Below are 21,150 nucleotides of genomic sequence, written 5' to 3' on the forward strand. Positions count from 1 at the left end.
AAAGGAGTCCTTGTATTTCGAACTCCTTCTGTACTAAAGAATTTTAATTATTGATTATCTCACTTCCGAGACTCGAATCGTATTGGTTCTTCCTTTTTCGTGAAGTGGTGTTGAAGACGTGTTGATTACAATTTGTCCGGATGAAACAAGATTTTTCTCTTGTAATAAACGGTTCACATCTTGTATAGTGCCATCAGTACTTTCAAATTTCTCGTATATAAATACGCGCACACCCCATACTAAACTTAATAAGTTTAATAACTTTTTATTACCTGTGAAGACATAGATATCTGCATCGGGCCGGTAACTTGAAATTTCAAGTGCCGTGTAACCAGAAGACGTCATTACTGCAATGGCGGATGCGGCTGTATCTTTTGCAAGATGAATAGAAGAAATACATATTGCATCTGGAATTCTTGTTATTTTTGGATGAACTCCTTCTTTGCTGCTATAGTACGGATATGAAGTTTGCTCGACATGGGTGATAATTTTTGCCATCGTCTCGATAACGATTTCAGGAAATTCCCCTACTGAAGTCTCTCCACTTAACATCACAGCGTCTGCGCCATCTAACACTGAATTTGCGACGTCATTTACCTCGGCGCGAGTTGGGCGAGGCGTAGTAATCATACTCTCGAGCATTTGAGTGGCGATGATTACTGGTTTTGAAAGATCACGACATTTTTGCACGATCATTTTCTGGAGAACTGGAACTTCTTCCATAGGCATTTCCACACCCAGGTCTCCACGAGCGACCATTACCGCATCTGTTGCTTCAATGATGGCATCGATATTATCAATGGCTTCAGGTTTCTCGACTTTAGCGATAACCAACGCATGGGATCCTTTTTCTTTAATGATCTTTTTACACTGAATAATGTCTTCAGCTGAACGAACAAATGACATTGCAATCCAATCTGCACCGTGGTCCAAAGCAAAATTTAGATTGTCAAGGTCTTCTTCCGTTAAAGATGGGATCGAAACTTTTGTGTTGGGAAGATTCACTCCTTTTCTGGATGTTAATACGCCGCCGTGTACGACTTCACATTTAACGGTATCTTTATAGTTTGTCTCCAAGACACGAAGCTGAAGTTTTCCATCATCTAATAAAATGATTTCGTCATTTTTAACGTCATTTGGAAAGTTCTCGTAAGTGATATAGATTCTCTTTTCGTCGCCAATCAATTCCTCTGTCGTGATCTCAACCTGTGTACCGTTCACTAAAAAAGCACCGCCTTCTTTCATTTTACCAATACGGATTTTTGGTCCTTGCAAATCTGCTAAGATACCTACGTTGAAAGGGTGTTCTTGATTGATTTCGCGAATTGTGTTTATCACTTTTAGATGATCGTCTTGGCTTCCATGTGAGAAGTTCAAACGACAAACATCCACACCCTTAGCGATCATATTGGTTAATATAGTCTTGTCCGCAGAAGCGGGACCAAGGGTTGCGACGATTTTTGTCCTTTTTTGAATCTTATTCATTTACAGTGTGTTATTATGTGTTTTTGTTGTTTCTTTGCATTCGTTATAAAGATAATGCTAGTGCAAAAATAGCATTATGTTCTTTAAGTTAGTTTTATCTCTGTGTAAAATTTACACTTTGTCAGAGCTAAGTTACTAAAAAATAAGATTTTCTTTCGATTTTAATGTCGTAGGATCTAATTCTTTTGTAAGAATAACTTCTTTTATACTTCTAATTTGAGTCATTAAAATCCCCAAATCGTCTTTGTCTATATAATGTTTGATAATTAAAAAATAATCGAAGTTTGGAAGTTCAGGTACTAAAAATCCTCCTTCGACACTCCGATTATTTATTAGGTAGTACTCATATTCGAAATTGGGGTCACAATAGCGATAAATAGAGTAATAGTGTTTTTTGATCGTCTTTTGCCTGCTTTTCTCAAAAACTATGTGAAAATCCATTTCATCTTGATCTTTTACTTTTACATAACCTTTATGATCAAGATAATCTTCTTTACCTCGAACAAATGCAAGTCCGGTTTGTTTAAAAATAAAATGGCATAATCGGTAATCCCGCAACGATGAACTTAATCCAACTAAAACAAAGTCTAGTTCTAGGTCGAAATCGAGATCTAGGATTAAATGCTTTTTAGTAACACTCACAGCTTTTGAAATTAAGTTCGAAAATAGGAAAAATTCGGATAACCGATGAATTTTGTGTATAATTTCAACTTCGGTTGAAAGTTCTTGCCAGATAAAAATAAAATCGTTAATATTGGGTATTTGCATGATGGCCACGGTTTTTTTCGGACAATGCCAGGGTGAAAACGTTCTTATTTCAAATCTTTAAAGTGAAAAGGTTTGATAATTGGGGAAATTTATTTTTCTTTGCACAGATTTATTAAACAATTAAACTATAAAATCATGTCAGATATCGCATCAAGAGTAAAAGCAATTATCGTTGAAAAGTTAGGTGTAGACGAAAACGAAGTAACACCAGAAGCTTCATTCACGAATGATTTAGGTGCAGACTCACTTGATACAGTTGAGTTGATCATGGAATTCGAAAAAGAATTTAACGTAGCTATTCCAGATGATCAGGCTGAAAACATCAGTACAGTAGGTCAAGCTATCTCTTACTTAGAAAAGAACGTTAATAACTAATTTATTAGGCCAAACATATTTAATGGAGCTTAAAAGAGTAGTTGTAACAGGGTTAGGCGCTCTTACACCGTTGGGTAATACCGTTTCCAGTTACTGGGAAGGGTTAATTAAGGGTGTGAGCGGCGCTGCTCCTATTACGCATTTCGATGCATCAAAATTTAAGACCCAATTCGCTTGTGAAGTGAAGGGATTTGATCCACATGAATTTATGGATCGTAAAGAGGCTCGTAAAGTCGATCCTTTTGTTCAGTACGCGATCGCTTCGACAGATGAAGCGGTGAAAGATGCTGGACTAGAGTTTGAAAAGCTCGATACCAACCGAATCGGCGTGATTTGGGGATCTGGAATCGGAGGTTTGAAAACATTTTTAGACGAGGTGGTCAATTACGCTAAAGGCGATGGTACTCCGCGTTTCAATCCGTTTTTTATTCCTAAGATGTTAGTAGACATTGCTCCAGGACACATTTCGATGCGTCATGGATTACGTGGTCCCAATTTTTCTGCCGTTTCTGCATGTGCTTCTTCAACCAATGCTATGATTGATGCTTTTAACTATATCCGTATGGGTGTGGCTGATTGTATCATAACAGGCGGTTCGGAGGCTACAATCAATGAGGCGGGTATCGGTGGATTCAACGCGATGCACGCTTTGTCGACACGCAATGATGATCCTACAACGGCATCTCGTCCTTTTGATAAAGATCGGGATGGATTCGTTTCAGGAGAAGGCTCTGGAGCTATCATTTTAGAAAGTTTAGAACATGCCTTAGCACGTGGTGCTAAGATATATGCTGAAGTAGCGGGAGGAGGCATGAGTGCGGACGCTTATCATGTCACGGCGTCTCATCCAGAAGGGTTAGGCGCGAAATTGGCGATGAGCAAGGCCATTGCTGATGCTAATCTGACATATGCAGACGTGGATTATATTAATGTTCATGGTACATCGACACCAGTTGGAGACATCAGTGAAAGCCGTGCTATCAAAGATTTATTTGGCCAGGATGCGTATAATCTGAACATTAGTTCCACAAAGTCTATGACGGGTCACCTTCTTGGTGCCGCTGGTGCAATTGAAGCTATCGCTTCGATCTTATCGGTAAAAAATGATATTGTACCTCCAACGATCAACCATTTTACGGATGACGAGGAGATTGATAACAATTTAAATTTTACTTTTAACACTGCTCAGAAACGTGTGGTGAATGCAGCCTTAAGTAATACTTTTGGTTTTGGTGGACACAATGCATCGATTATTGTAAAAAAGTATCGCCCTTAATGTTGAATTTAAGAGTATAATTTAAATACCATGAAATAATAGGTAGCTTCGATGAGAAGCTGCCTATTCCTTATTTATATATTTGGAATGCCTTTCTCAAGGATATATTATTTGTACTTCTCTCCGCATAAGGCTTACGTACGTAAACTTAAGAATATACTTGGGTTTGTGCCAGGTAACCTTAAGTTATACAAGTTGGCCTTTCGTCATAAATCTGTAGCAAAAAGCATTAAAGATGGAGCAAAGAACAGTAACGAGCGCTTAGAGTTTCTCGGAGATGCTGTATTGGGATCTGTTGTGGCGGAGTTGCTGTTTAAATTATATCCTTATAAAGACGAAGGATTCTTGACCGAGTTACGGTCGAAAATTGTCAGTCGTGCCAATTTAAACCAGCTTTCTCGGAAGCTAGGGCTAAATGAATTTATAGAATATGACGCACGGATGATTAGTTATCCCAATAAGCAAAGCTCGCTGCTTGGTGATGCGTTTGAGGCTGTTGTTGGTGCTGTTTATGTTGATCGGGGCTATCGATTTACGAAAGAATTTTTGTTAACGCGAATTATAAAACCTCACGTTGATATTCACATGTTGGAAGTTACCGAAACTAATTTTAAGAGCCGTCTTATAGAATGGTGTCAACACTTTGGGAAGGACATTCAATTCGTACATGTCGACAATGTTCCCGGCGAGTCTGCTAAGCTTTTTACAGTAGAAGTGCTGGTCGCGGGTGAAGTTTGTGGAATTGGACGTGATTTTAATAAAAAAAGTGCGGAGAAATTGGCAGCTGAAAAAGCGTGTGAATATTTGAAGGTTTTTGAAGTCGAAGACATCGCTCGTTAATACAATCTTAAATTTCTCTTTTCGCTAGGATGTCTTACCTTTGCGATATGGCAACTATTAAACCCTCACTAGCTAAAGGTACTCGTGATTTTTCTCCTTCGGAGATGGAGAAGCGTAACCATATATTTAATACACTACGTGCTATCTTTGCTAAATTTGGCTACAGCGAGATACAAACACCGACTTTTGAGAATTTAAACACACTCACCGGGAAATACGGGGAAGAAGGCGATAAATTAATTTTTAAAATTCTTAATTCTGGCGACTATCTTCTGAAAGCCCCCGTTAACCTGCTCGAAGAGAAGCAATCAAATAAATTGGTGCCACATATTTCTGAGAAGGCTTTACGATATGATCTGACTGTGCCCTTTGCAAGATATGTCGTAATGCATCAGCACGATATAACATTTCCTTTCAAACGTTTTCAAATTCAACCGGTATGGCGGGCTGATAGGCCGCAGAGAGGTCGTTATAGAGAATTTTACCAATGTGACGTAGATGTCGTCGGATCGAGTTCGCTACTTAATGAAGCGGAATTTATATTGATTTACAACGAAGCACTATTGGCATTAGGTTTAAAGGATTTTACGATAAAAATTAACAATAGAAAAATTCTTTCTGGAATTGCAGAAGTTATCGGGAAACCAGAGCTTATTGTGGACATGACTGTCGCTATTGATAAGTTAGATAAGATTGGACTTGATGGAGTAAATAAGGAACTTTTGGAACGTGGTTTTAGTGACGAGGAGGTGGCACTTCTCCAGCCTATTATTTTGTTAGAGGGTTCTAATCTGCAAAAACTGGGATCTATAAAGGAGGTGTTGTCGGGTTCTGAAACGGGGCTTCTGGGTGTGAAGGAAATCGAAAATGTATTTAATTTCTTGGAGGTTTTTGGTAAAGGCGATTTGTTAACTCAGAGAGTAGAAGTGGATATTACACTCGCTCGTGGATTGAATTATTATACTGGTTGTATATTTGAAGTCAAAACCAATGAAGTCGCAATGGGTAGTATCGGTGGCGGGGGTAGGTATGACGACTTGACTGGAATGTTTGGTTTGAAAGATCTAAGTGGCGTAGGGGTATCCTTCGGAGCTGATCGTATCTATGACGTATTAGAAGAACTTGGGTTATTTCCTAACTCATCTAGCACTTCAACGTGCTTGTTAATTGTAAATTTTGACGAGTCGTATGTAAACTATACTCTTCCTATTTTAGCAGCATTGCGCCAGCATGGTATCGCATCAGAGTTGTATCCTACTGATGCAAAATTAAAGAAGCAAATGAGCTATGCAGACGGTAAGAAAATCCCTTATGTATTATTAATGGGAGAAGAGGAAATTTCTTCTGGGACCTATTCTGTGAAGGATATGAGGACCGGAGAGCAACAGCGAGTAACATTGGAGGATTTAATTATTTTGTTAAAAAAATAGATCACGCACCAGTTGATCTGTGTAATGTGAGAATGGTAAAATTATATACTATTCTGACAAAAAGGACTAAATCGTGCCAAAATATTATCCGAAATATCGTTAGAAATGATTAGATTTGTGGTCGGATAAGTTAAGAAATTCAATTCGTTAAAATGAGTTCAACACCTATAACAAAAGAAACATATTTAGAGTGGTATAGATCTATGCTGCTCATGCGTAAATTCGAGGAAAAGTCTGGTCAATTATATGGGCAGCAAAAAATCCGTGGATTTTGTCATTTATACATTGGACAAGAGGCTGTGATGGCTGGGACAATGTCTGTTATTAAGCCCGAAGATTCAGTTATTACGGCCTATAGAGATCACGCTCATGCGTTAGCGAAAGGCGTGTCTGCGGATGCATGTATGGCGGAGATGTTCGGCAAGGTGACGGGTTGTTCTAAAGGAAAAGGTGGCTCGATGCACTTCTTTTCAAAGGAGCATAAAATGATGGGTGGTCATGGTATTGTTGGGGGACAAATCCCTTTAGGTGCTGGTATTGCTTTTGCTGAAAAATACCTAGGGACAAACAATGTTAATGTTTGTTATATGGGTGACGGAGCAGTACGTCAAGGTGCCTTCAATGAAACATTGAATATGGCTATGACATGGAAATTACCTGTAATCTTTGTTTGTGAGAATAATGGTTACGCGATGGGTACATCGGTAGAGCGTACAACTAATATGATGGATATTTACAAAATGGGTCACGGTTTCGATATGCCGAGCGCACCTGTAGATGGAATGGATGTTGTGGCTGTTCATAATGCCATGGACGAAGCTGTTCAACGTGCGCGCGCTGGTGAAGGTCCTACTTTTTTAGAGATTCGTACTTACCGATACAAAGGGCATTCGATGTCTGACCCCGCAAAATACAGAACCAAAGAAGAGCTGGAAGAATACAAAGGAAGGGATCCATTATTGTCTACCAAAGCGGCAATTGTGGAGAATAAATATGCCGACGATTCATGGTTTGCTGAAGTTGAAGCTGAAATCAAAAAAATCGTCGACGAATCAGTTAAATTTGCTGAGGAATCTCCTTACCCAGATGCATCTGAAATTTACAAGGATATCTATGTCCAAGAGGACTATCCTTTCATAATGGATTAATTACGATTAACTTACTTTAACTTAAAGATATAATCTACTATACAAATGGCTGAAGTAGTAAGAATGCCGAAAATGAGCGACACCATGACCGAAGGTGTTATAGCTAAATGGCACAAAAAAGTCGGTGACAAGGTGAACTCGGGCGATCTTATCGCTGAAGTTGAAACAGATAAAGCAACAATGGACTTTGAGTCTTACCAAGAAGGTGTGTTGTTATATATTGGACCAAAAGAGGGAGAAGCTGTAGCTATCGACGCTATTATAGCAGTGCTTGGTGAAGAAGGAGAGGACTATAAAGCTCTATTAGAAGGAGGGACGACGGAACCTGCTAAAGCGGAAGAGCCAAAAGAAAATGGAGCCGATAGTGCAGCTGTAGAGAAGTCTGATTCTCCTGCAGAAGATTCTGTTACCCCTGAAGAATTAGGGTGTACAGTAATTACTATGCCATTGCTGAGTGATACGATGACCGAGGGTGTGATAGCGCAATGGAACTTCAAAGTTGGGGATACAATTAAATCTGATGATGCTATTGCTGACGTAGAAACAGATAAGGCGACGATGGAAGTTACGGCATACGCCGAAGGAACATTGTTATATGTTGGTTTAGAGGCTGGTCAAGCCGCTAAAGTGAACGATATTATTGCTATCGTAGGCCCTGCAGGTACAGACGTTACGCCACTTCTTAAGCAAAAATCTACGTCGGGTAAAGAAGAAAAACCAAAAGAGGAGCCTTCTAAGGCGGAATCTGAGGAGGTTAAATCTGATGTTCCGGCTGCCAGTGTTTCTTCAAAGGATGATTCTCGTGTCAAAGCCTCTCCTTTAGCTCGTAAGATTGCGAAAGACAAAGGTATTAACTTGAACGACGTTCAGGGTTCTGCAGATGGTGGGCGTATCATAAAGAAAGATATAGAAAATTTTGTTCCGGTAGCGAAAAACGAGACCTCTCAAGCAGCCGCGTCAACTCCAGCAGCGGATAGTAAATCGATTTCTATTCCTCAGTTTATTGGGGAAGAGAAATATACAGAGCAAAACGTGTCGCAAATGCGTAAGACAATTGCTCGTCGCTTAGGGGAATCGTTATTTACGGCTCCGCACTTCTATTTGACAATTTCAATTGATATGGATAACGCTATTGCAGCGCGAGGGCAGATTAATACAGTTGCGCCAGTAAAGGTTTCTTTTAACGATATCGTTATCAAAGCTGTGGCTGTCGCATTGAAGCAACATCCCGCGGTGAACTCCTCATGGAGAAGTGATAAAATTCGTTTCAACGAGCATGTGAATATCGGCGTAGCAATGGCAGTAGAAGATGGTTTGTTAGTTCCTGTCGTTCGATTTGCTGACGGAAAATCACTCTCTCATATATCTGCAGAAGTTAAGGAATACGGTCAAAAAGCCAAATCTAAAAAATTACAACCTGCTGATTGGGAAGGTTCGACATTTACGGTTTCCAATCTGGGAATGTTTGGTATTGATGAATTTACATCAATCATCAATTCTCCGGATGGTGCAATCTTGTCTGTTGGCGCAATTCAGCAAGTGCCAGTAGTGAAGGATGGTACTATCGTTCCAGGTAATATAATGAAGTTGACATTGGGTTGTGACCACCGCGTGGTTGACGGTGCAACAGGCGCAGCATTCTTACAAACATTGAAAGGGTTGTTGGAAGCGCCTATACGTTTGTTGGCGTAATTGATCATTAATACTATTAACTATATGAAAGCCCTTTAGATTTTTTCTAAAGGGCTTTTTATCTTCTATAAAGTATATGAAAACTATAAAGGAATACTTATGTTGAGATATGGGGTGTTTTTTCTAAAGATTGTAGGCATAAGGCACATTGACATACAGTGGATGCGTTGGGACAATTTGGGACGTGTATATCCATGGCTATAAATACTGTCAAGAATTGATTAGTGGTTTTAAGATCAGCAATCGAACACGTTAAGCCCTACGGAGTTTGCCGCACGCTTAATTATACAGTAACAGTGAGTTAACTTCTTGCATAATTCTGTTTATTAGGATTTTATTGTATTGTATCTAATTTGTTAACAGTTTTTAAGTTGATTTTTCGTGTAATTTATACTATTTTGCCTAAATCGGCAGTAAATTTAATAGGAATAGATTATTTGATCCCATATAGTGAGAGTGTATTATAATTTGACAATCGTAGGTTTATTTTTAATAGTTTTAAGTTGCTCCTCTCCTGAGGCAAAGCAAAAAAAAATAGAGAAAAAACAAGCTGAAAAGGATAGCGTTTCTTTGGTTTATGATTCAGCCAAAGCTAATAAGAATATCGACGCTTTTATGCAGAAACTTCATACTAGGTCTGCGTTTAATGGGAATGTGCTCGTTGCAAAAAAAGGGAAAATTATCTATCAAAATACTTTCGGCTGGGCAGATTATCTTCATAAAGATAGTTTGAAGATCAATTCTAAGTTCGAACTCGCGTCCGTTTCGAAGCCATTAACATCGTTAGGCATATTAATATTAGTAGAGGATGAGAAGTTGAAGCTTACACAAACAATTAACGATTTTTTTCCGGATTTTCCGTACCCTGGGATCACCATAGAAATGTTGTTGAGCCATCGTAGTGGTCTCCCGAATTATGTTTATTTTTCAGAAGAAAAGTGGCCCGACAGAAGCAAGGCTATGTCTAACATGGACGCAATGGATCTTCTTATTGAGCATAAGCCGGCTCGCTATGGATCTCCAGGTGGACGGTTTCATTATAACAATTCCAATTATATGGTACTGGCTTCTATTATAGAAAAAATTACTGGTAAAGATTTCGGGGTTTATATGAAAGAAGTTGTGTTTGACCCGGCAGGAATGAAAAATACGGCTGTGTTTTCAAAAGCGGTGTATGAAAAAATTCCAACAGAGGTTATTGGTCATGATAAAGTATGGCGACGCTCTGTCGTACAAAATTATTTAGACGGTCCTGTAGGTGATAAGGGAATCTATAGTACTGTTCAAGATCTTTTCCTGTTGGATATAGCGCTGAAAGAAGAACGTATTGTTAAAAAAGCGACACTAGATTCTGCCTACACTCCGCGTTCTGATTCTAAAAATAGTATATTTGGGTATGGTTATGGATGGCGTACATTTTCTCCTAAAGATGCCCAAGTGGTGTATCATACGGGGTGGTGGCACGGATTTCGTAATCTGTATGTACGCGATTTGACGCATGATGTAACGATAGTGCTACTGTCCAATATGGCCAATGGCAGTTTGATAAAACTCGACGAACTATACGAAATACTCGAAATACCTGTTTTACGAAAGAATGCATACGATGCCAATGGTGATTTTGTTGTCAATTAATTCTGGTTAAAATTTATGAAAAAAACATTGATTCTTGGAGCAAGTACTAATCCTGCTCGTTATTCCTATTTGGTGGCAAATAAATTGGTTCGCAAAGGTTATCCTATTGTGAATGTAGGACGGAAAGTGGGAAAGGTAGCAGGTGTAGAGATAGAGGATATGGGGGTGCCACACGATGACATCGATACCATTACGTTGTATGTAGGGCCACAAAATCAAGCGCCGTATTTTGATTATATTTTACAAACACGTCCAAAACGCGTAGTTTTTAATCCAGGAACTGAGAACCCGGAACTATTACAGAAGCTTGAAGAAAATGGAATTGAAGGTGTTGAAGCCTGTACGTTGGTAATGTTAAATACCGGCCAATATTAGTGTAGTAATAGAACGACAAGAATATTTATTGTTTAAATCTGTCTTGTTTGTTTTGATGTATCTCTGATTGGGATGCGTAAGAAATGTTTAAATATATTTGCTGTTTTTTCTGTTAGTGCGATAATCGTCGTGCTATCTGGTTTCTTTTTTGCTCCCGCAAAAAAAGGTTCGTGATATTTTTGGTAAAAAATAATCCACTAACTGTTTGATACTTACAAAATTCTTCATACCTTTGCAATCCCTTATTGGGGAAATTACGTCTTGAGCGAAGCCCTACTGCTTCGATGGACTTTTAATTAATTTATTTATAACATGTCAGGAATTATTGGTAAAAAAGTAGGAATGACCAGCCTGTTCGATGCGGAAGGGAAGAATATCCCTTGTACAGTAATTGAGGCTGGGCCGTGCGTGGTAACGCAGATACGTACGGTAGAGAAGGATGGCTATGGAGCTGTTCAACTTGGCTATGACGATGCTAAGGAAAAGAACACTTCAGCACCTTTAAAAGGACACTTTGCAAAAGCAGGAGTGACTCCTAAGCGTAAACTAGTTGAATTCAAAACTTTCGAGGATGAGAAGCAACTAGGTGACACAGTGGATGTAACAATCTTTGAAGAAGGCGAGTACGTTGATGTAGTCGGTACTTCTAAAGGTAAGGGATTTCAAGGTGTTATGAAGCGTCACGGATTTGGGGGTGTAGGAGGTGCGACTCACGGTCAGCATAACAGACTACGTGCTCCGGGTTCATTAGGTGCTTCGTCTTGGCCTTCACGTGTATTCAAAGGAATGCGCATGGCGGGCCGTACAGGTGGTGATAAAGTAAAGATTCAAAACTTACAAGTTTTGAAAATCTATTCTGATCAAAACCTTATTGTTGTTAGTGGTTCCATTCCAGGGGCTAAAGGTTCATACGTAATCGTAGACAAATAGAGATGGAAGTTAATGTATTAAATTTATCAGGTAAAGAAACAGGTGCCAAGGTGCAACTGCCTGAGTCAGTATTTGGTGTAGAGCCTAACGACCACGCGATCTATTTGGATGTGAAACAATACTTAGCGAACCAACGTCAAGGAACTCACAAATCTAAACAACGTAATGAAATCGCGGGTTCTACTCGTAAATTACACAAACAAAAAGGTACTGGTGGTGCTCGTGCGGGTTCTATCAAATCTCCATTGTTTAATGGTGGTGGTCGTGTATTCGGTCCGCAGCCTCGTGACTATAGCTTCAAATTGAACAAAAAATTAAAGCAAGTCGCACGTAAATCGGCGTTAAGCTACAAGGCAAAAGAAAACAACGTTGTTGTTATCGACACTGTTGATTTTGATTCAATCAAAACTAAAAACTATCTTGCTTTAGTTAACGCGTTAAATGTTGCTGATGAAAAAACTTTATTGGTTTTGCCAGCATACAATAACAATGTTTATTTATCAAGCAGAAACTTGAAAAAAGCAAAAGTAATCGTAGCTTCAGATTTAAACACTTATGATGTTTTGAACGCGACGAAGCTTTTGTTGACAGCAGATTCTGTTAAAACTTTGGAGGAGGCATTCGCTAAGTAATATGGAAATTATTAAAAAACCTATTTTAACTGAGAAAGCTTCAATCTTAACGGAAAAATTAAACCGTTATGCTTTCAAGGTAGATCACAGAGCTAATAAGATTCAGATTAAACTAGCAGTTGAAGAAATGTTCGGCGTTACTGTAGTCGCTGTTAATACAGCAGTTGTTGCAGGTAAAACGAAGAGCCGTCACACAAAAGCTGGTTTCGTTTCTGGAAGAAGCCCTAAATATAAGAAAGCCATCATCACGGTGAAAGATGGCGAAACAATTGACTTTTACAGTACACTATAATAAGAAATGGCAGTTAAAAGATTCAAACCGGTTACCCCTGGTACTCGCTTCAGAGTAGGTGCTGATTATTCAGACGTTACAACTAACGTTCCTGAGAAATCATTAGTAGTTAGCATCAAGAAGTCAGGCGGTCGTAACAATACCGGTAAAATGACTATGCGTTATCTCGGTGGGGGACATAAAAAATCATACCGATTAATTGATTTCAAACGCGATAAAAAAGATATCCCCGCAAAAGTAGCTACGATTGAGTACGATCCTAACCGTACAGCTCGTATTGCATTATTGCATTACGCTGATGGTGAAAAACGTTATATCATTGCGCCAGCAGGTTTGACAGTTGGTCAAACTGTTGTTGCAGGTGAAAATGTAGCTCCAGAAGTTGGTAATACTTTACCATTAGCTAACATTCCACTAGGTTCAATAATTCATAATATTGAGTTGAATCCAGGTCAAGGAGGTTCAATTGCTCGTTCCGCAGGAACATATGCGCAATTGTCAGCACGTGATGGTAAATACGCTATTATCAAATTGCCTTCAAGTGAAACTCGTATGATCTTGTTAACATGTGTAGCAACGATCGGTTCCGTATCTAACTCGGAGAAATCTAACCAAGTGTTAGGTAAAGCGGGTCGTAATCGTTGGTTAGGTCGCCGTCCACGTGTTCGTGGTGTTGCTATGAACCCTGTCGATCACCCTATGGGTGGTGGTGAAGGTCGTACTTCAGGAGGACACCCTCGTTCACGCACAGGTTTATTAGCTAAAGGCTACAAAACACGCTACAAGAAGAAAACATCGAATCGTTACATCATTGAGAGAAGGAAAAAATAATGGCTCGTTCAATTAAAAAAGGTCCTTACATCGATCACAACTTAGAGAGAAAAGTTCTTTCTATGAATGAAACAAACAAAAAATCAGTTATCAAAACATGGTCTCGTAGATCTATGATTTCACCTGATTTTGTTGGTCATACCTTCGCGGTGCACAACGGGAATAAATTTATCCCTGTTTATGTAACAGAAAATATGGTTGGTCACAAGCTTGGTGAATTTGCGCCTACGCGTACTTTCAAAGGCCACGCAGAAAAGAAAAAATAATTAGGTAATGGAAGCAACAAAAAAACTTAAAAAGTCTGTCCTTATCAGACAGCGTAAAGAGCAGGAAAAAGCTCAAGTAGGAGGAGCTTCTACTGCCAAGTTATTGAACTGCCCTACATCGCCTCGTAAGATGCGTCTTGTAGTGGATCTTATCCGTGGCGAGAAAGTGGAAAACGCTCTTTACATCCTTAAACATACAGGGAAAGAAGCTGCTATCCGTGTTGAAAAATTGTTGTTATCAGCAATTAAAAACTGGGAAGCTAAAAATGAAGGCGCTTCGTTAGAAGACAGCTCTTTATATGTAAAAGAGGTTTCTGTTGGTGGTGGTCGTCAATTAAAAAGATTACGTCCAGCTCCACAAGGCCGTGGCTATAGAATTCGTAAACGTTCTAACCATGTAACTTTGGTAGTAGATACTTTAAACAACGTTAACAGTTAATTTATAAATAGAATGGGACAAAAAGCAAATCCAATAGGTAGCAGATTAGGGATCATCAAAGGATGGGATTCTAATTGGTTCGGAGGCAACAACTATTCTGATAAGTTAGTTGAAGACGAAAAAATAAGAAAATACCTTTCTGTTCGTATTGCAAAAGGTGGTGTAGCGAAAGTTGTTATTGAAAGAACTTTAAAACGCATCACGGTAACTATACATACTGCACGTCCAGGTATTGTAATTGGTAAAGGTGGTCAAGAAGTTGACAAGATTAAGGAAGAATTGAAAAAACTGACTAAAAAAGATGTTCAAATCAATATTTTCGAAATCAAACGCCCTGAGCTAGATGCAAAATTGGTAGCAGAAGGTATCGCAAAGCAATTAGAAGCACGTATTTCATTCCGTCGTGCAATGAAAACCTCGATCGCTTCAACCATGCGTATGGGTGCTGAAGGCATTAAAGTAATGTGTTCGGGTCGTCTTGGTGGTGCTGAAATGGCACGTACTGAGCAGTATAAAGAAGGAAGAACGCCTTTGCATACTTTACGTGCAGACATTGACTATGCATTAGCAGAAGCTTTGACGACTTACGGTAAAATTGGTGTAAAAGTATGGATCTGTAAAGGTGAAGTTTACGGTAAACGTGATCTTTCTCCTAACATTGGTCAGACTTCAAACACTAAAACTCGCGGTGGAAACGAAGGCGGAGAACGTCGCGGAGATCGTGACAACCGTAAAGGTGGTCGTGGTGGTAACCGTGGTGGCAACCGTGGGGGTGCAAGAAAAGGTTAATTAATTTTTAAGATTGAAATTTATCTGTTTAAACAGATTTTAATAATACGAACATGTTACAGCCAAAAAGAACGAAGTTCAGAAAGATGCAAAAAGGGCGCATGAAAGGTAACGCTTCTCGTGGAGCGGAGTTAGCTTTCGGTTCTTTCGGTATCAAGTCAATGGAGCCAGCATGGATCACTAGCCGTCAAATTGAGGCAGCACGTATTGCCGTTACACGTTATATGAAGCGTGAAGGTCAAGTGTGGATCCGTATCTTCCCTGACAAACCTGTTACCAAGAAACCTGCAGAGGTACGTATGGGTAAAGGTAAGGGTGCTCCTGAATACTGGGTAGCGGTAGTACGCCCAGGCCGTATGTTATTTGAAGCAGAAGGTGTGCCTTTGGAGATTGCCAAGGAAGCATTACGTTTAGCTGCTCAAAAATTACCGGTACAAACTAAGTTTGTTATACGTAGAGATTACGTAGAAGCATAAAAATCGTTGGTAATGTCAATAGTTGAGCCTTGTGGCCGTTACCCACAAGGCTCTGTATAACAGATTTGATAACCCAACACAACACTGAAACAAAATGAAAAATTCAGAAATCATCGAATTATCACAAGAGGAATTAACAGCTCGTCTTAAAGAAGAGAAGGCTGCTCTTAACAAATTGAAATTTGCACATGCTGTTTCTGCTATTGAAAACCCTAACGTGATCAAAGCAGCACGCAAATCTATCGCTCGTCTGGCAACAGAGGTTACGAAACGTAGAAATGCTCAAAAATCTGAAACAGCCTCTGAGGCATAAAAAGCAAAGTCGAAATGGAAAGAAAATTAAGAAAAACAAGAATCGGCTTGGTAGTTAGCAACAAGATGGACAAGTCTATCGTAGTTAGTGTTGAACGTAAAGTAAAACACCCTATCTACGGTAAGTTCGTAAAAAAAACTACTAAATTTAAAGCTCATGACGAAACTAATACCTGCGGTATCGGCGACACGGTATTAATTATGGAAACTCGTCCGCTGAGTAAGACAAAGAACTGGAGATTGGTAGAAATTTTAGAAAGGGCTAAATAAGATGGTACAACAGGAATCAAGACTAAATGTAGCCGACAACTCAGGAGCTAAAGAAGTTTTAGTAATCCGTGTGTTAGGCGGTACGCGTAAGCGTTATGCATCTATCGGTGATAAAATCGTTGTTACCGTAAAAAGCGCTATACCTTCAGGAAACGTTAAAAAAGGTACTGTTTCTAAAGCAGTTGTTGTTCGTACGAAGAAAGAGATCCGTCGTAAAGATGGTTCTTATATTCGTTTTGACGATAATGCAGCAGTATTATTAAATAATAACGATGAACCACGTGGAACACGTATTTTCGGGCCAGTGGCTCGTGAGTTACGTGAGAAACAGTTCATGAAAATCGTATCACTAGCACCGGAGGTTTTATAATTATGGCACAGAAAACAATTACAACTCACAAAATCAAAATCAAAAAAGGTGATTTAGTGAAAGTTATCGCTGGAAACTCTAAAGGTGTTCAAGGAAAAGTATTGCAAGTTTTAGTTGATGCTAACAGAGCAGTCGTTGAAGGCGCTAACATCGTTAAAAAACACACTAAACCAAGTGCAGCTAATCCTAATGGTGGTATCATTGAGAAAGAAGCTGCGATCAACATCTCTAATTTAGCTTTAATCGATCCTAAATCGGGTGAAACAACTCGTATCGGTCGTAAAGTTAATGCAGAAGGTAAAATAGTTCGTTACGCAAAAAAATCAGGGGAGGAAATTAAATAATGACTTACGTACCAAGATTGAAAGCAAAATATGCGGAGGAGATCCGTACTGCGCTGAAAGACAAGTTTCAGTATAAGAGCGTTATGCAAGTTCCTAAACTGGAGAAAATCGTAGTATCTCAAGGAGTTGGTGCTGCAACAGCTGATAAGAAATTGATCGATAATGCAATCGCAGAATTGACATTGATTACCGGTCAGCAGGCGGTAGCAACAAAATCTAAGAAAGATATCTCTAACTTTAAATTGCGTAAAGGAATGCCTATTGGTGCTCGCGTAACACTACGTGATAACACTATGTACGAATTTTTAGATCGTTTGATCGCAGTTTCTTTACCTCGTATCCGCGATTTCCGTGGTATTAACGACAAAGGTTTTGACGGAAGAGGTAACTATAACTTAGGTGTTACCGAACAAATTATCTTCCCTGAGATCAATATTGACAAAATCAATAAAATCCAAGGTATGGATATTACTTTTGTAACTTCTGCGGACAACGATGTTGAAGCATTAGAGTTATTAAAGCAATTCGGTTTACCATTCAAAAATCAAAATTCAAACAATAATGGCTAAAGAAGGATTAAAAGCACGTGAAGTAAAGCGTCAAAAATTAGTCGCTAAGTTTGCAGAGAAACGTGCGGCCCTAAAAGCAGCTGGTGATTACGCTGCTTTGGATAAATTACCAAAAAATGCTTCACCAGTGCGTTTACACAATCGTTGTAAGTTAACTGGTCGTCCTAAAGGATATATGCGTCAATTTGGTATCTCTCGTGTAACTTTTCGTGAGATGGCATTAGACGGCAAAATTCCGGGAGTGACAAAAGCTTCTTGGTAATCGGAAAAAAAATATTACTTTTGCCCGGATAAACCCATTAATGGGTTTATCGGGTTTTTTCGTGTACGAATCACTTTTAACAGGCAATAGGTCTAAAACTTAGGTTAGTTTGGGAAACCATTGTCATAATTTTAATTAATAATGAATACAGATCCAATAGCGGATTACCTTACACGAGTAAGGAATGCCATTAAGGCCAACCACAGGGTTGTTGAAATTCCTGCATCGAACCTTAAAAAAGAGATCACTAAAGTTCTTTTTGATAAAGGTTATATTGCTAATTACAAATTCGAAGAAAATGGTCCTCAGGGAAACATTAAAATTGCTTTGAAATACAATGCAATTAGCAAAATTCCGGCTATTCGCACTTTGACACGTGTGAGTAAACCTGGTTTAAGAAAGTATGCAAATGTTGACAACATGCCTCGTGTTTTGAACGGTTTAGGTATTGCTATCTTGTCGACTTCTAAAGGAGTTATGACAGATAAAGAAGCTAAACTACAGAACGTAGGTGGTGAGGTTTTATGTTACGTTTATTAATCTAGGTAAAAAACACAAAAGAAATGTCAAGAATTGGAAAAGCCCCTATCGCTATTCCTTCGGGGGTAACGGTTGCCGTGTCAGATAAGAATCTGATTACAGTAAAAGGACCAAAGGGCGAATTAACACAACAAGTTGATAGCGATATTACGGTTAAACAAGAAGACGGTAATGTTGTCGTATCACGTTCTACAGAACAAAAGAAACATAAAGCTTTACATGGTTTGTACCGCTCTTTAATCAATAACATGGTTATTGGTGTAACAGAAGGTTATAAAACTACTCAAGAGCTAGTCGGTGTGGGTTACCGTGCAACAAGTACAGGTAATACCTTGGAACTTACTTTAGGTTTCTCTCACCAGATTGTTTTTGTATTGCCAAAGGAAATTAAAGTTACAACAACTGCTGAAAAGGGGAAAAACCCAACGATTATTTTAGAGTCAGCTGACAAACAACTAATCGGTCAAATAGCCGCTAAAATCCGTGGCTTCCGTAAGCCAGAACCGTATAAAGGTAAAGGTGTTAAGTTTGCGGGTGAAGTATTGAGAAGAAAAGCAGGTAAATCAGCTAAAAAATAATAGCCATGGCAGGAAATAAAACAAATCGCAGAGAGCGAATCAAAAAAGGAATAAGAAAGAACCTGACTGGATCGGTTGAACGTCCACGTTTATCAGTTTTTAGAAGCAATAAAGGTATTTATGCTCAACTTATTGATGATACAACAGGAAAAACTATTGTTTCAGCATCGTCAATCTCGAAAGATTTTGCTGGATCAGGAAACAAAGTTGATCAATCAAAAGCTGTAGGTAAATTGGTTGCCGAGAAAGCAGTAGCAGCAGGCATTAGCAAAGTAGTTTTTGACCGTAATGGGTACTTATACCATGGCCGTGTGAAATCATTGGCTGAAGGTGCTCGCGAAGGCGGTTTAGACTTTTAATCAAGAAAAACATGGCAATAAGCAATATAAAAAGAGTAAAATCAAGCGAAATCGAACTTAAAGATCGCTTAGTAAGCATCCAACGCGTAGCGAAAGTGACTAAAGGTGGTCGTACTTTTAGCTTTTCTGCGATCGTTATTGTTGGTGATGAAAACGGTATTGTAGGTTTCGGTTTAGGTAAAGCTAAAGAGGTTACCGAAGCAATTACTAAAGGAATCGATGATGCGAAAAAGAACTTAATTAAAGTTCCTATCATCAACGGTACTGTTCCTCATGAACAACATGGGAAATTCTCAGGTGGTCGTGTTTTGGTTAAACCAGCAGTTGGTGGTACCGGAGTTCTTGCTGGTGGAGCAATGCGTGCAGTATTGGAAAGTGCTGGTATTAAGGACGTATTAGCGAAATCGTTAGGTTCTTCTAACCCACACAACGTGGTAAAAGCAACTATTGACGCATTAGTGAATCTTCGTGACGCCTATACGGTTGCACAAAACCGCGGAGTCGATTTAAACAAAGTATTTAACGGTTAATTATCATGGCAAAAATCAAAATCACCCAGATAAAGAGCGTTATCGACAGAAGCGAGCGCCAAAAGAAAACTATTGAGGCATTAGGGTTGAAACGCATTAACCACTCAGTAGAAGTCGAAGCTACACCTGCTATTATTGGCATGGTAAGAAAAGTGAATCACTTAGTAGCTATCGAGACTATTTAATAATACAATGGAAGGGATCGTATGATTCTTTCCATTCCCTTTATTAATTATATTTTTAATCGTTACGACCTGTTTAGTGAGAGCGAAGGCGTAACACAATCTTAAAACAAAATGAATTTAAGTAGTTTAAGACCAGCAAAAGGTTCGGTAAAAAGTAAAAAACGTATCGGTAGAGGACAAGGATCTGGTCGTGGTGGTACGTCCACCCGGGGTCATAAAGGAGCTGGATCTCGTTCAGGACATTCTACTAAGATCGGTTTTGAAGGTGGTCAAATGCCGTTACAACGCCGTGTTCCTAAGTTTGGTTTCAAAAATATTAACCGCGTAGAGTATGTAAGCGTTAACTTAGACGTGCTTTCTGGTTTAATTGAGAAAAACAATCTTACAGCTGTGGATTTTGAAACCTTGAGAACTTACGGTTTAGTTTCTAAGAACGATCTAGTTAAGATTCTAGGACGTGGTGAGTTTTCTGCAAAAGTAGAAGTGAAAGCTCATGCTTTCTCTGCGTCTGCACAAAAGGCAATCGAAGCTGCAGGTGGTTCTATCGTAAAACTTTAATATTACATGAAGAAACTAATCACAACCTTAACCAATATATGGAAAATTGAAGAATTACGTAATCGTATTATAACAACGTTACTTCTTCTTCTAATATACCGTATCGGATGTCACGTGGTTTTACCAGGTGTTAATCCAGATGCATTAGCGGCAGGCAAAAGCACAGAAGGAAATAGCATCGTTGATCTTATCAACATGTTTGCCGGAGGTTCTTTCTCTCGTTCAGCAATTTTTGCTTTGGGGGTAATGCCTTACATTTCTGCGTCGATCGTTGTTCAGTTATTGGGGATAGCGGTTCCTGCATTTCAAAAGATGCAAAAAGAAGGCGAATCTGGTCGTAAGAAAATGACGCAGATTACGCGTTACCTGACATTGGCAATTACTTTGGTTCAAGCGGTGGCTTATGTGAAAACACAAGTTCCTGCTGAAGCAAAAACGATTGCAGAACCAATGTTCACTATTCTTTCTGCAATTGTCTTGACAGCAGGTACCTTGTTTGTGATGTGGCTTGGTGAAAAAATTACAGATAAAGGTATTGGTAATGGTATCTCGCTTATCATTATGGTGGGTATTATTGCACAGTTGCCTGCGGGA

31 protein-coding genes are annotated in these 21,150 nt (G+C 39.1%); 29 read left to right on the top strand and 2 right to left on the bottom strand.

The genetic code is table 11. The features are described from left to right. Nucleotides 1-54 precede the first annotated feature (54 nt). Nucleotides 55-1,485 (bottom strand): pyruvate kinase, encoded by a 1,431-nt coding sequence (gene pyk, locus HP439_RS09580; protein ID WP_172390119.1) that lies wholly within the window; start codon nt 1,483-1,485, stop codon nt 55-57. A 135-nt stretch (nt 1,486-1,620) separates the two neighbouring features. Next, a complete protein-coding gene (locus HP439_RS09585; RefSeq protein ID WP_172390120.1) occupies nt 1,621-2,253 on the bottom strand; it encodes an IPExxxVDY family protein in 633 nt (210 codons plus the stop codon). Nucleotides 2,254-2,388: 135 nt separating this feature from the next. On the opposite strand from HP439_RS09585, the gene HP439_RS09590 reads away from it, so the two are divergent. The 29 genes from HP439_RS09590 to HP439_RS09730 form a co-directional block, all read left to right on the top strand. Beyond that, nucleotides 2,389-2,628 carry an acyl carrier protein gene (locus HP439_RS09590; RefSeq protein ID WP_037498900.1) on the top strand — a complete coding sequence of 80 codons (240 nt, stop codon included), beginning with the start codon at nt 2,389-2,391 and terminating at the stop codon, nt 2,626-2,628. A gap of 22 nt (nt 2,629-2,650) precedes the next feature. After that, on the top strand, nt 2,651-3,904 hold the full coding sequence (gene fabF, locus HP439_RS09595; protein WP_172390121.1) for a beta-ketoacyl-ACP synthase II: 1,254 nt from the start codon (nt 2,651-2,653) through the stop codon (nt 3,902-3,904). An 87-nt stretch (nt 3,905-3,991) separates the two neighbouring features. Further along, nucleotides 3,992-4,744, top strand: coding sequence for a ribonuclease III (rnc, locus tag HP439_RS09600; protein ID WP_172390143.1), 753 nt, complete (start codon nt 3,992-3,994; stop codon nt 4,742-4,744). 47 nt (nt 4,745-4,791) lie between these two features. After that, nucleotides 4,792-6,174 (top strand): histidine--tRNA ligase, encoded by a 1,383-nt coding sequence (gene hisS, locus HP439_RS09605; protein ID WP_172390122.1) that lies wholly within the window; start codon nt 4,792-4,794, stop codon nt 6,172-6,174. Between the two features lie 152 nt (nt 6,175-6,326). After that, the gene (gene pdhA, locus HP439_RS09610) at nt 6,327-7,322 is read left to right on the top strand and encodes a pyruvate dehydrogenase (acetyl-transferring) E1 component subunit alpha (protein ID WP_172390123.1); all 996 of its coding nucleotides are present in this window, start codon (nt 6,327-6,329) and stop codon (nt 7,320-7,322) included. A gap of 45 nt (nt 7,323-7,367) precedes the next feature. Further along, the gene (locus HP439_RS09615; RefSeq protein ID WP_172390124.1) at nt 7,368-9,014 is read left to right on the top strand and encodes a pyruvate dehydrogenase complex dihydrolipoamide acetyltransferase; all 1,647 of its coding nucleotides are present in this window, start codon (nt 7,368-7,370) and stop codon (nt 9,012-9,014) included. Between the two features lie 450 nt (nt 9,015-9,464). Continuing rightward, nucleotides 9,465-10,649, top strand: coding sequence for a serine hydrolase domain-containing protein (locus tag HP439_RS09620; protein ID WP_172390125.1), 1,185 nt, complete (start codon nt 9,465-9,467; stop codon nt 10,647-10,649). A gap of 15 nt (nt 10,650-10,664) precedes the next feature. Further along, nucleotides 10,665-11,024: a CoA-binding protein gene (locus tag HP439_RS09625; protein WP_172390126.1), complete on the top strand. Its 360-nt coding sequence runs from the start codon at nt 10,665-10,667 to the stop codon at nt 11,022-11,024. A 312-nt stretch (nt 11,025-11,336) separates the two neighbouring features. Next, nucleotides 11,337-11,954, top strand: coding sequence for a 50S ribosomal protein L3 (rplC, locus tag HP439_RS09630; RefSeq protein ID WP_172390127.1), 618 nt, complete (start codon nt 11,337-11,339; stop codon nt 11,952-11,954). A 2-nt stretch (nt 11,955-11,956) separates the two neighbouring features. After that, nucleotides 11,957-12,586, top strand: coding sequence for a 50S ribosomal protein L4 (gene rplD, locus HP439_RS09635; protein WP_172390128.1), 630 nt, complete (start codon nt 11,957-11,959; stop codon nt 12,584-12,586). Between the two features lies 1 nt (nt 12,587). Beyond that, nucleotides 12,588-12,878: a 50S ribosomal protein L23 gene (gene rplW, locus HP439_RS09640; RefSeq protein ID WP_172390129.1), complete on the top strand. Its 291-nt coding sequence runs from the start codon at nt 12,588-12,590 to the stop codon at nt 12,876-12,878. Nucleotides 12,879-12,884: 6 nt separating this feature from the next. Further along, entirely contained in the window at nt 12,885-13,709 is an 825-nt protein-coding gene (rplB, locus tag HP439_RS09645) for a 50S ribosomal protein L2 (protein ID WP_172390130.1), read from the top strand. Then, entirely contained in the window at nt 13,709-13,975 is a 267-nt protein-coding gene (gene rpsS / locus HP439_RS09650; RefSeq protein ID WP_037498931.1) for a 30S ribosomal protein S19, read from the top strand. Before rplB ends, rpsS begins: the two co-directional genes overlap by 1 nt. Before the next feature lie 7 nt (nt 13,976-13,982). After that, nucleotides 13,983-14,414, top strand: coding sequence for a 50S ribosomal protein L22 (rplV, locus tag HP439_RS09655; RefSeq protein ID WP_172390131.1), 432 nt, complete (start codon nt 13,983-13,985; stop codon nt 14,412-14,414). A 12-nt stretch (nt 14,415-14,426) separates the two neighbouring features. After that, the gene (rpsC, locus tag HP439_RS09660; protein ID WP_172390132.1) at nt 14,427-15,203 is read left to right on the top strand and encodes a 30S ribosomal protein S3; all 777 of its coding nucleotides are present in this window, start codon (nt 14,427-14,429) and stop codon (nt 15,201-15,203) included. Between the two features lie 53 nt (nt 15,204-15,256). Further along, a complete protein-coding gene (rplP, locus tag HP439_RS09665; RefSeq protein ID WP_099365474.1) occupies nt 15,257-15,679 on the top strand; it encodes a 50S ribosomal protein L16 in 423 nt (140 codons plus the stop codon). Between the two features lie 94 nt (nt 15,680-15,773). Then, on the top strand, nt 15,774-15,992 hold the full coding sequence (gene rpmC / locus HP439_RS09670; RefSeq protein WP_172390133.1) for a 50S ribosomal protein L29: 219 nt from the start codon (nt 15,774-15,776) through the stop codon (nt 15,990-15,992). A gap of 14 nt (nt 15,993-16,006) precedes the next feature. Then, nucleotides 16,007-16,261 (top strand): 30S ribosomal protein S17, encoded by a 255-nt coding sequence (gene rpsQ / locus HP439_RS09675; protein ID WP_172390134.1) that lies wholly within the window; start codon nt 16,007-16,009, stop codon nt 16,259-16,261. 1 nt (nt 16,262) lies between these two features. After that, nucleotides 16,263-16,631, top strand: a complete 369-nt coding sequence (rplN, locus tag HP439_RS09680) for a 50S ribosomal protein L14 (protein WP_172390135.1) — start codon at nt 16,263-16,265, stop codon at nt 16,629-16,631. 2 nt (nt 16,632-16,633) lie between these two features. Continuing rightward, nucleotides 16,634-16,975, top strand: coding sequence for a 50S ribosomal protein L24 (gene rplX / locus HP439_RS09685; protein ID WP_216657814.1), 342 nt, complete (start codon nt 16,634-16,636; stop codon nt 16,973-16,975). Then, nucleotides 16,975-17,544 carry a 50S ribosomal protein L5 gene (gene rplE / locus HP439_RS09690; RefSeq protein ID WP_172390136.1) on the top strand — a complete coding sequence of 190 codons (570 nt, stop codon included), beginning with the start codon at nt 16,975-16,977 and terminating at the stop codon, nt 17,542-17,544. The genes rplX and rplE overlap by 1 nt, the downstream gene beginning before the upstream one ends. Continuing rightward, entirely contained in the window at nt 17,537-17,806 is a 270-nt protein-coding gene (rpsN, locus tag HP439_RS09695; protein ID WP_172390137.1) for a 30S ribosomal protein S14, read from the top strand. The genes rplE and rpsN overlap by 8 nt, the downstream gene beginning before the upstream one ends. A 141-nt stretch (nt 17,807-17,947) precedes the next feature. After that, nucleotides 17,948-18,346, top strand: a complete 399-nt coding sequence (gene rpsH, locus HP439_RS09700) for a 30S ribosomal protein S8 (RefSeq protein ID WP_172390138.1) — start codon at nt 17,948-17,950, stop codon at nt 18,344-18,346. A 23-nt stretch (nt 18,347-18,369) separates the two neighbouring features. Beyond that, the gene (rplF, locus tag HP439_RS09705) at nt 18,370-18,924 is read left to right on the top strand and encodes a 50S ribosomal protein L6 (protein WP_172390139.1); all 555 of its coding nucleotides are present in this window, start codon (nt 18,370-18,372) and stop codon (nt 18,922-18,924) included. A 5-nt stretch (nt 18,925-18,929) separates the two neighbouring features. Continuing rightward, nucleotides 18,930-19,283, top strand: a complete 354-nt coding sequence (rplR, locus tag HP439_RS09710) for a 50S ribosomal protein L18 (protein WP_172390140.1) — start codon at nt 18,930-18,932, stop codon at nt 19,281-19,283. 11 nt (nt 19,284-19,294) lie between these two features. After that, nucleotides 19,295-19,813, top strand: a complete 519-nt coding sequence (rpsE, locus tag HP439_RS09715) for a 30S ribosomal protein S5 (RefSeq protein ID WP_172390141.1) — start codon at nt 19,295-19,297, stop codon at nt 19,811-19,813. Between the two features lie 5 nt (nt 19,814-19,818). Beyond that, nucleotides 19,819-19,998 carry a 50S ribosomal protein L30 gene (gene rpmD, locus HP439_RS09720; RefSeq protein WP_045753985.1) on the top strand — a complete coding sequence of 60 codons (180 nt, stop codon included), beginning with the start codon at nt 19,819-19,821 and terminating at the stop codon, nt 19,996-19,998. 111 nt (nt 19,999-20,109) lie between these two features. Next, complete coding sequence (gene rplO, locus HP439_RS09725) at nt 20,110-20,556, top strand: 50S ribosomal protein L15 (RefSeq protein WP_172390142.1); 447 nt, start codon at nt 20,110-20,112, stop codon at nt 20,554-20,556. A gap of 6 nt (nt 20,557-20,562) precedes the next feature. Then, on the top strand, nt 20,563-21,150 hold a 588-nt coding region (locus HP439_RS09730; protein WP_425501345.1), incomplete at its 3' end, for a preprotein translocase subunit SecY.

This window comes from Sphingobacterium shayense (assembly GCF_013179575.1).
GTDB lineage: Bacteria > Bacteroidota > Bacteroidia > Sphingobacteriales > Sphingobacteriaceae > Sphingobacterium > Sphingobacterium shayense.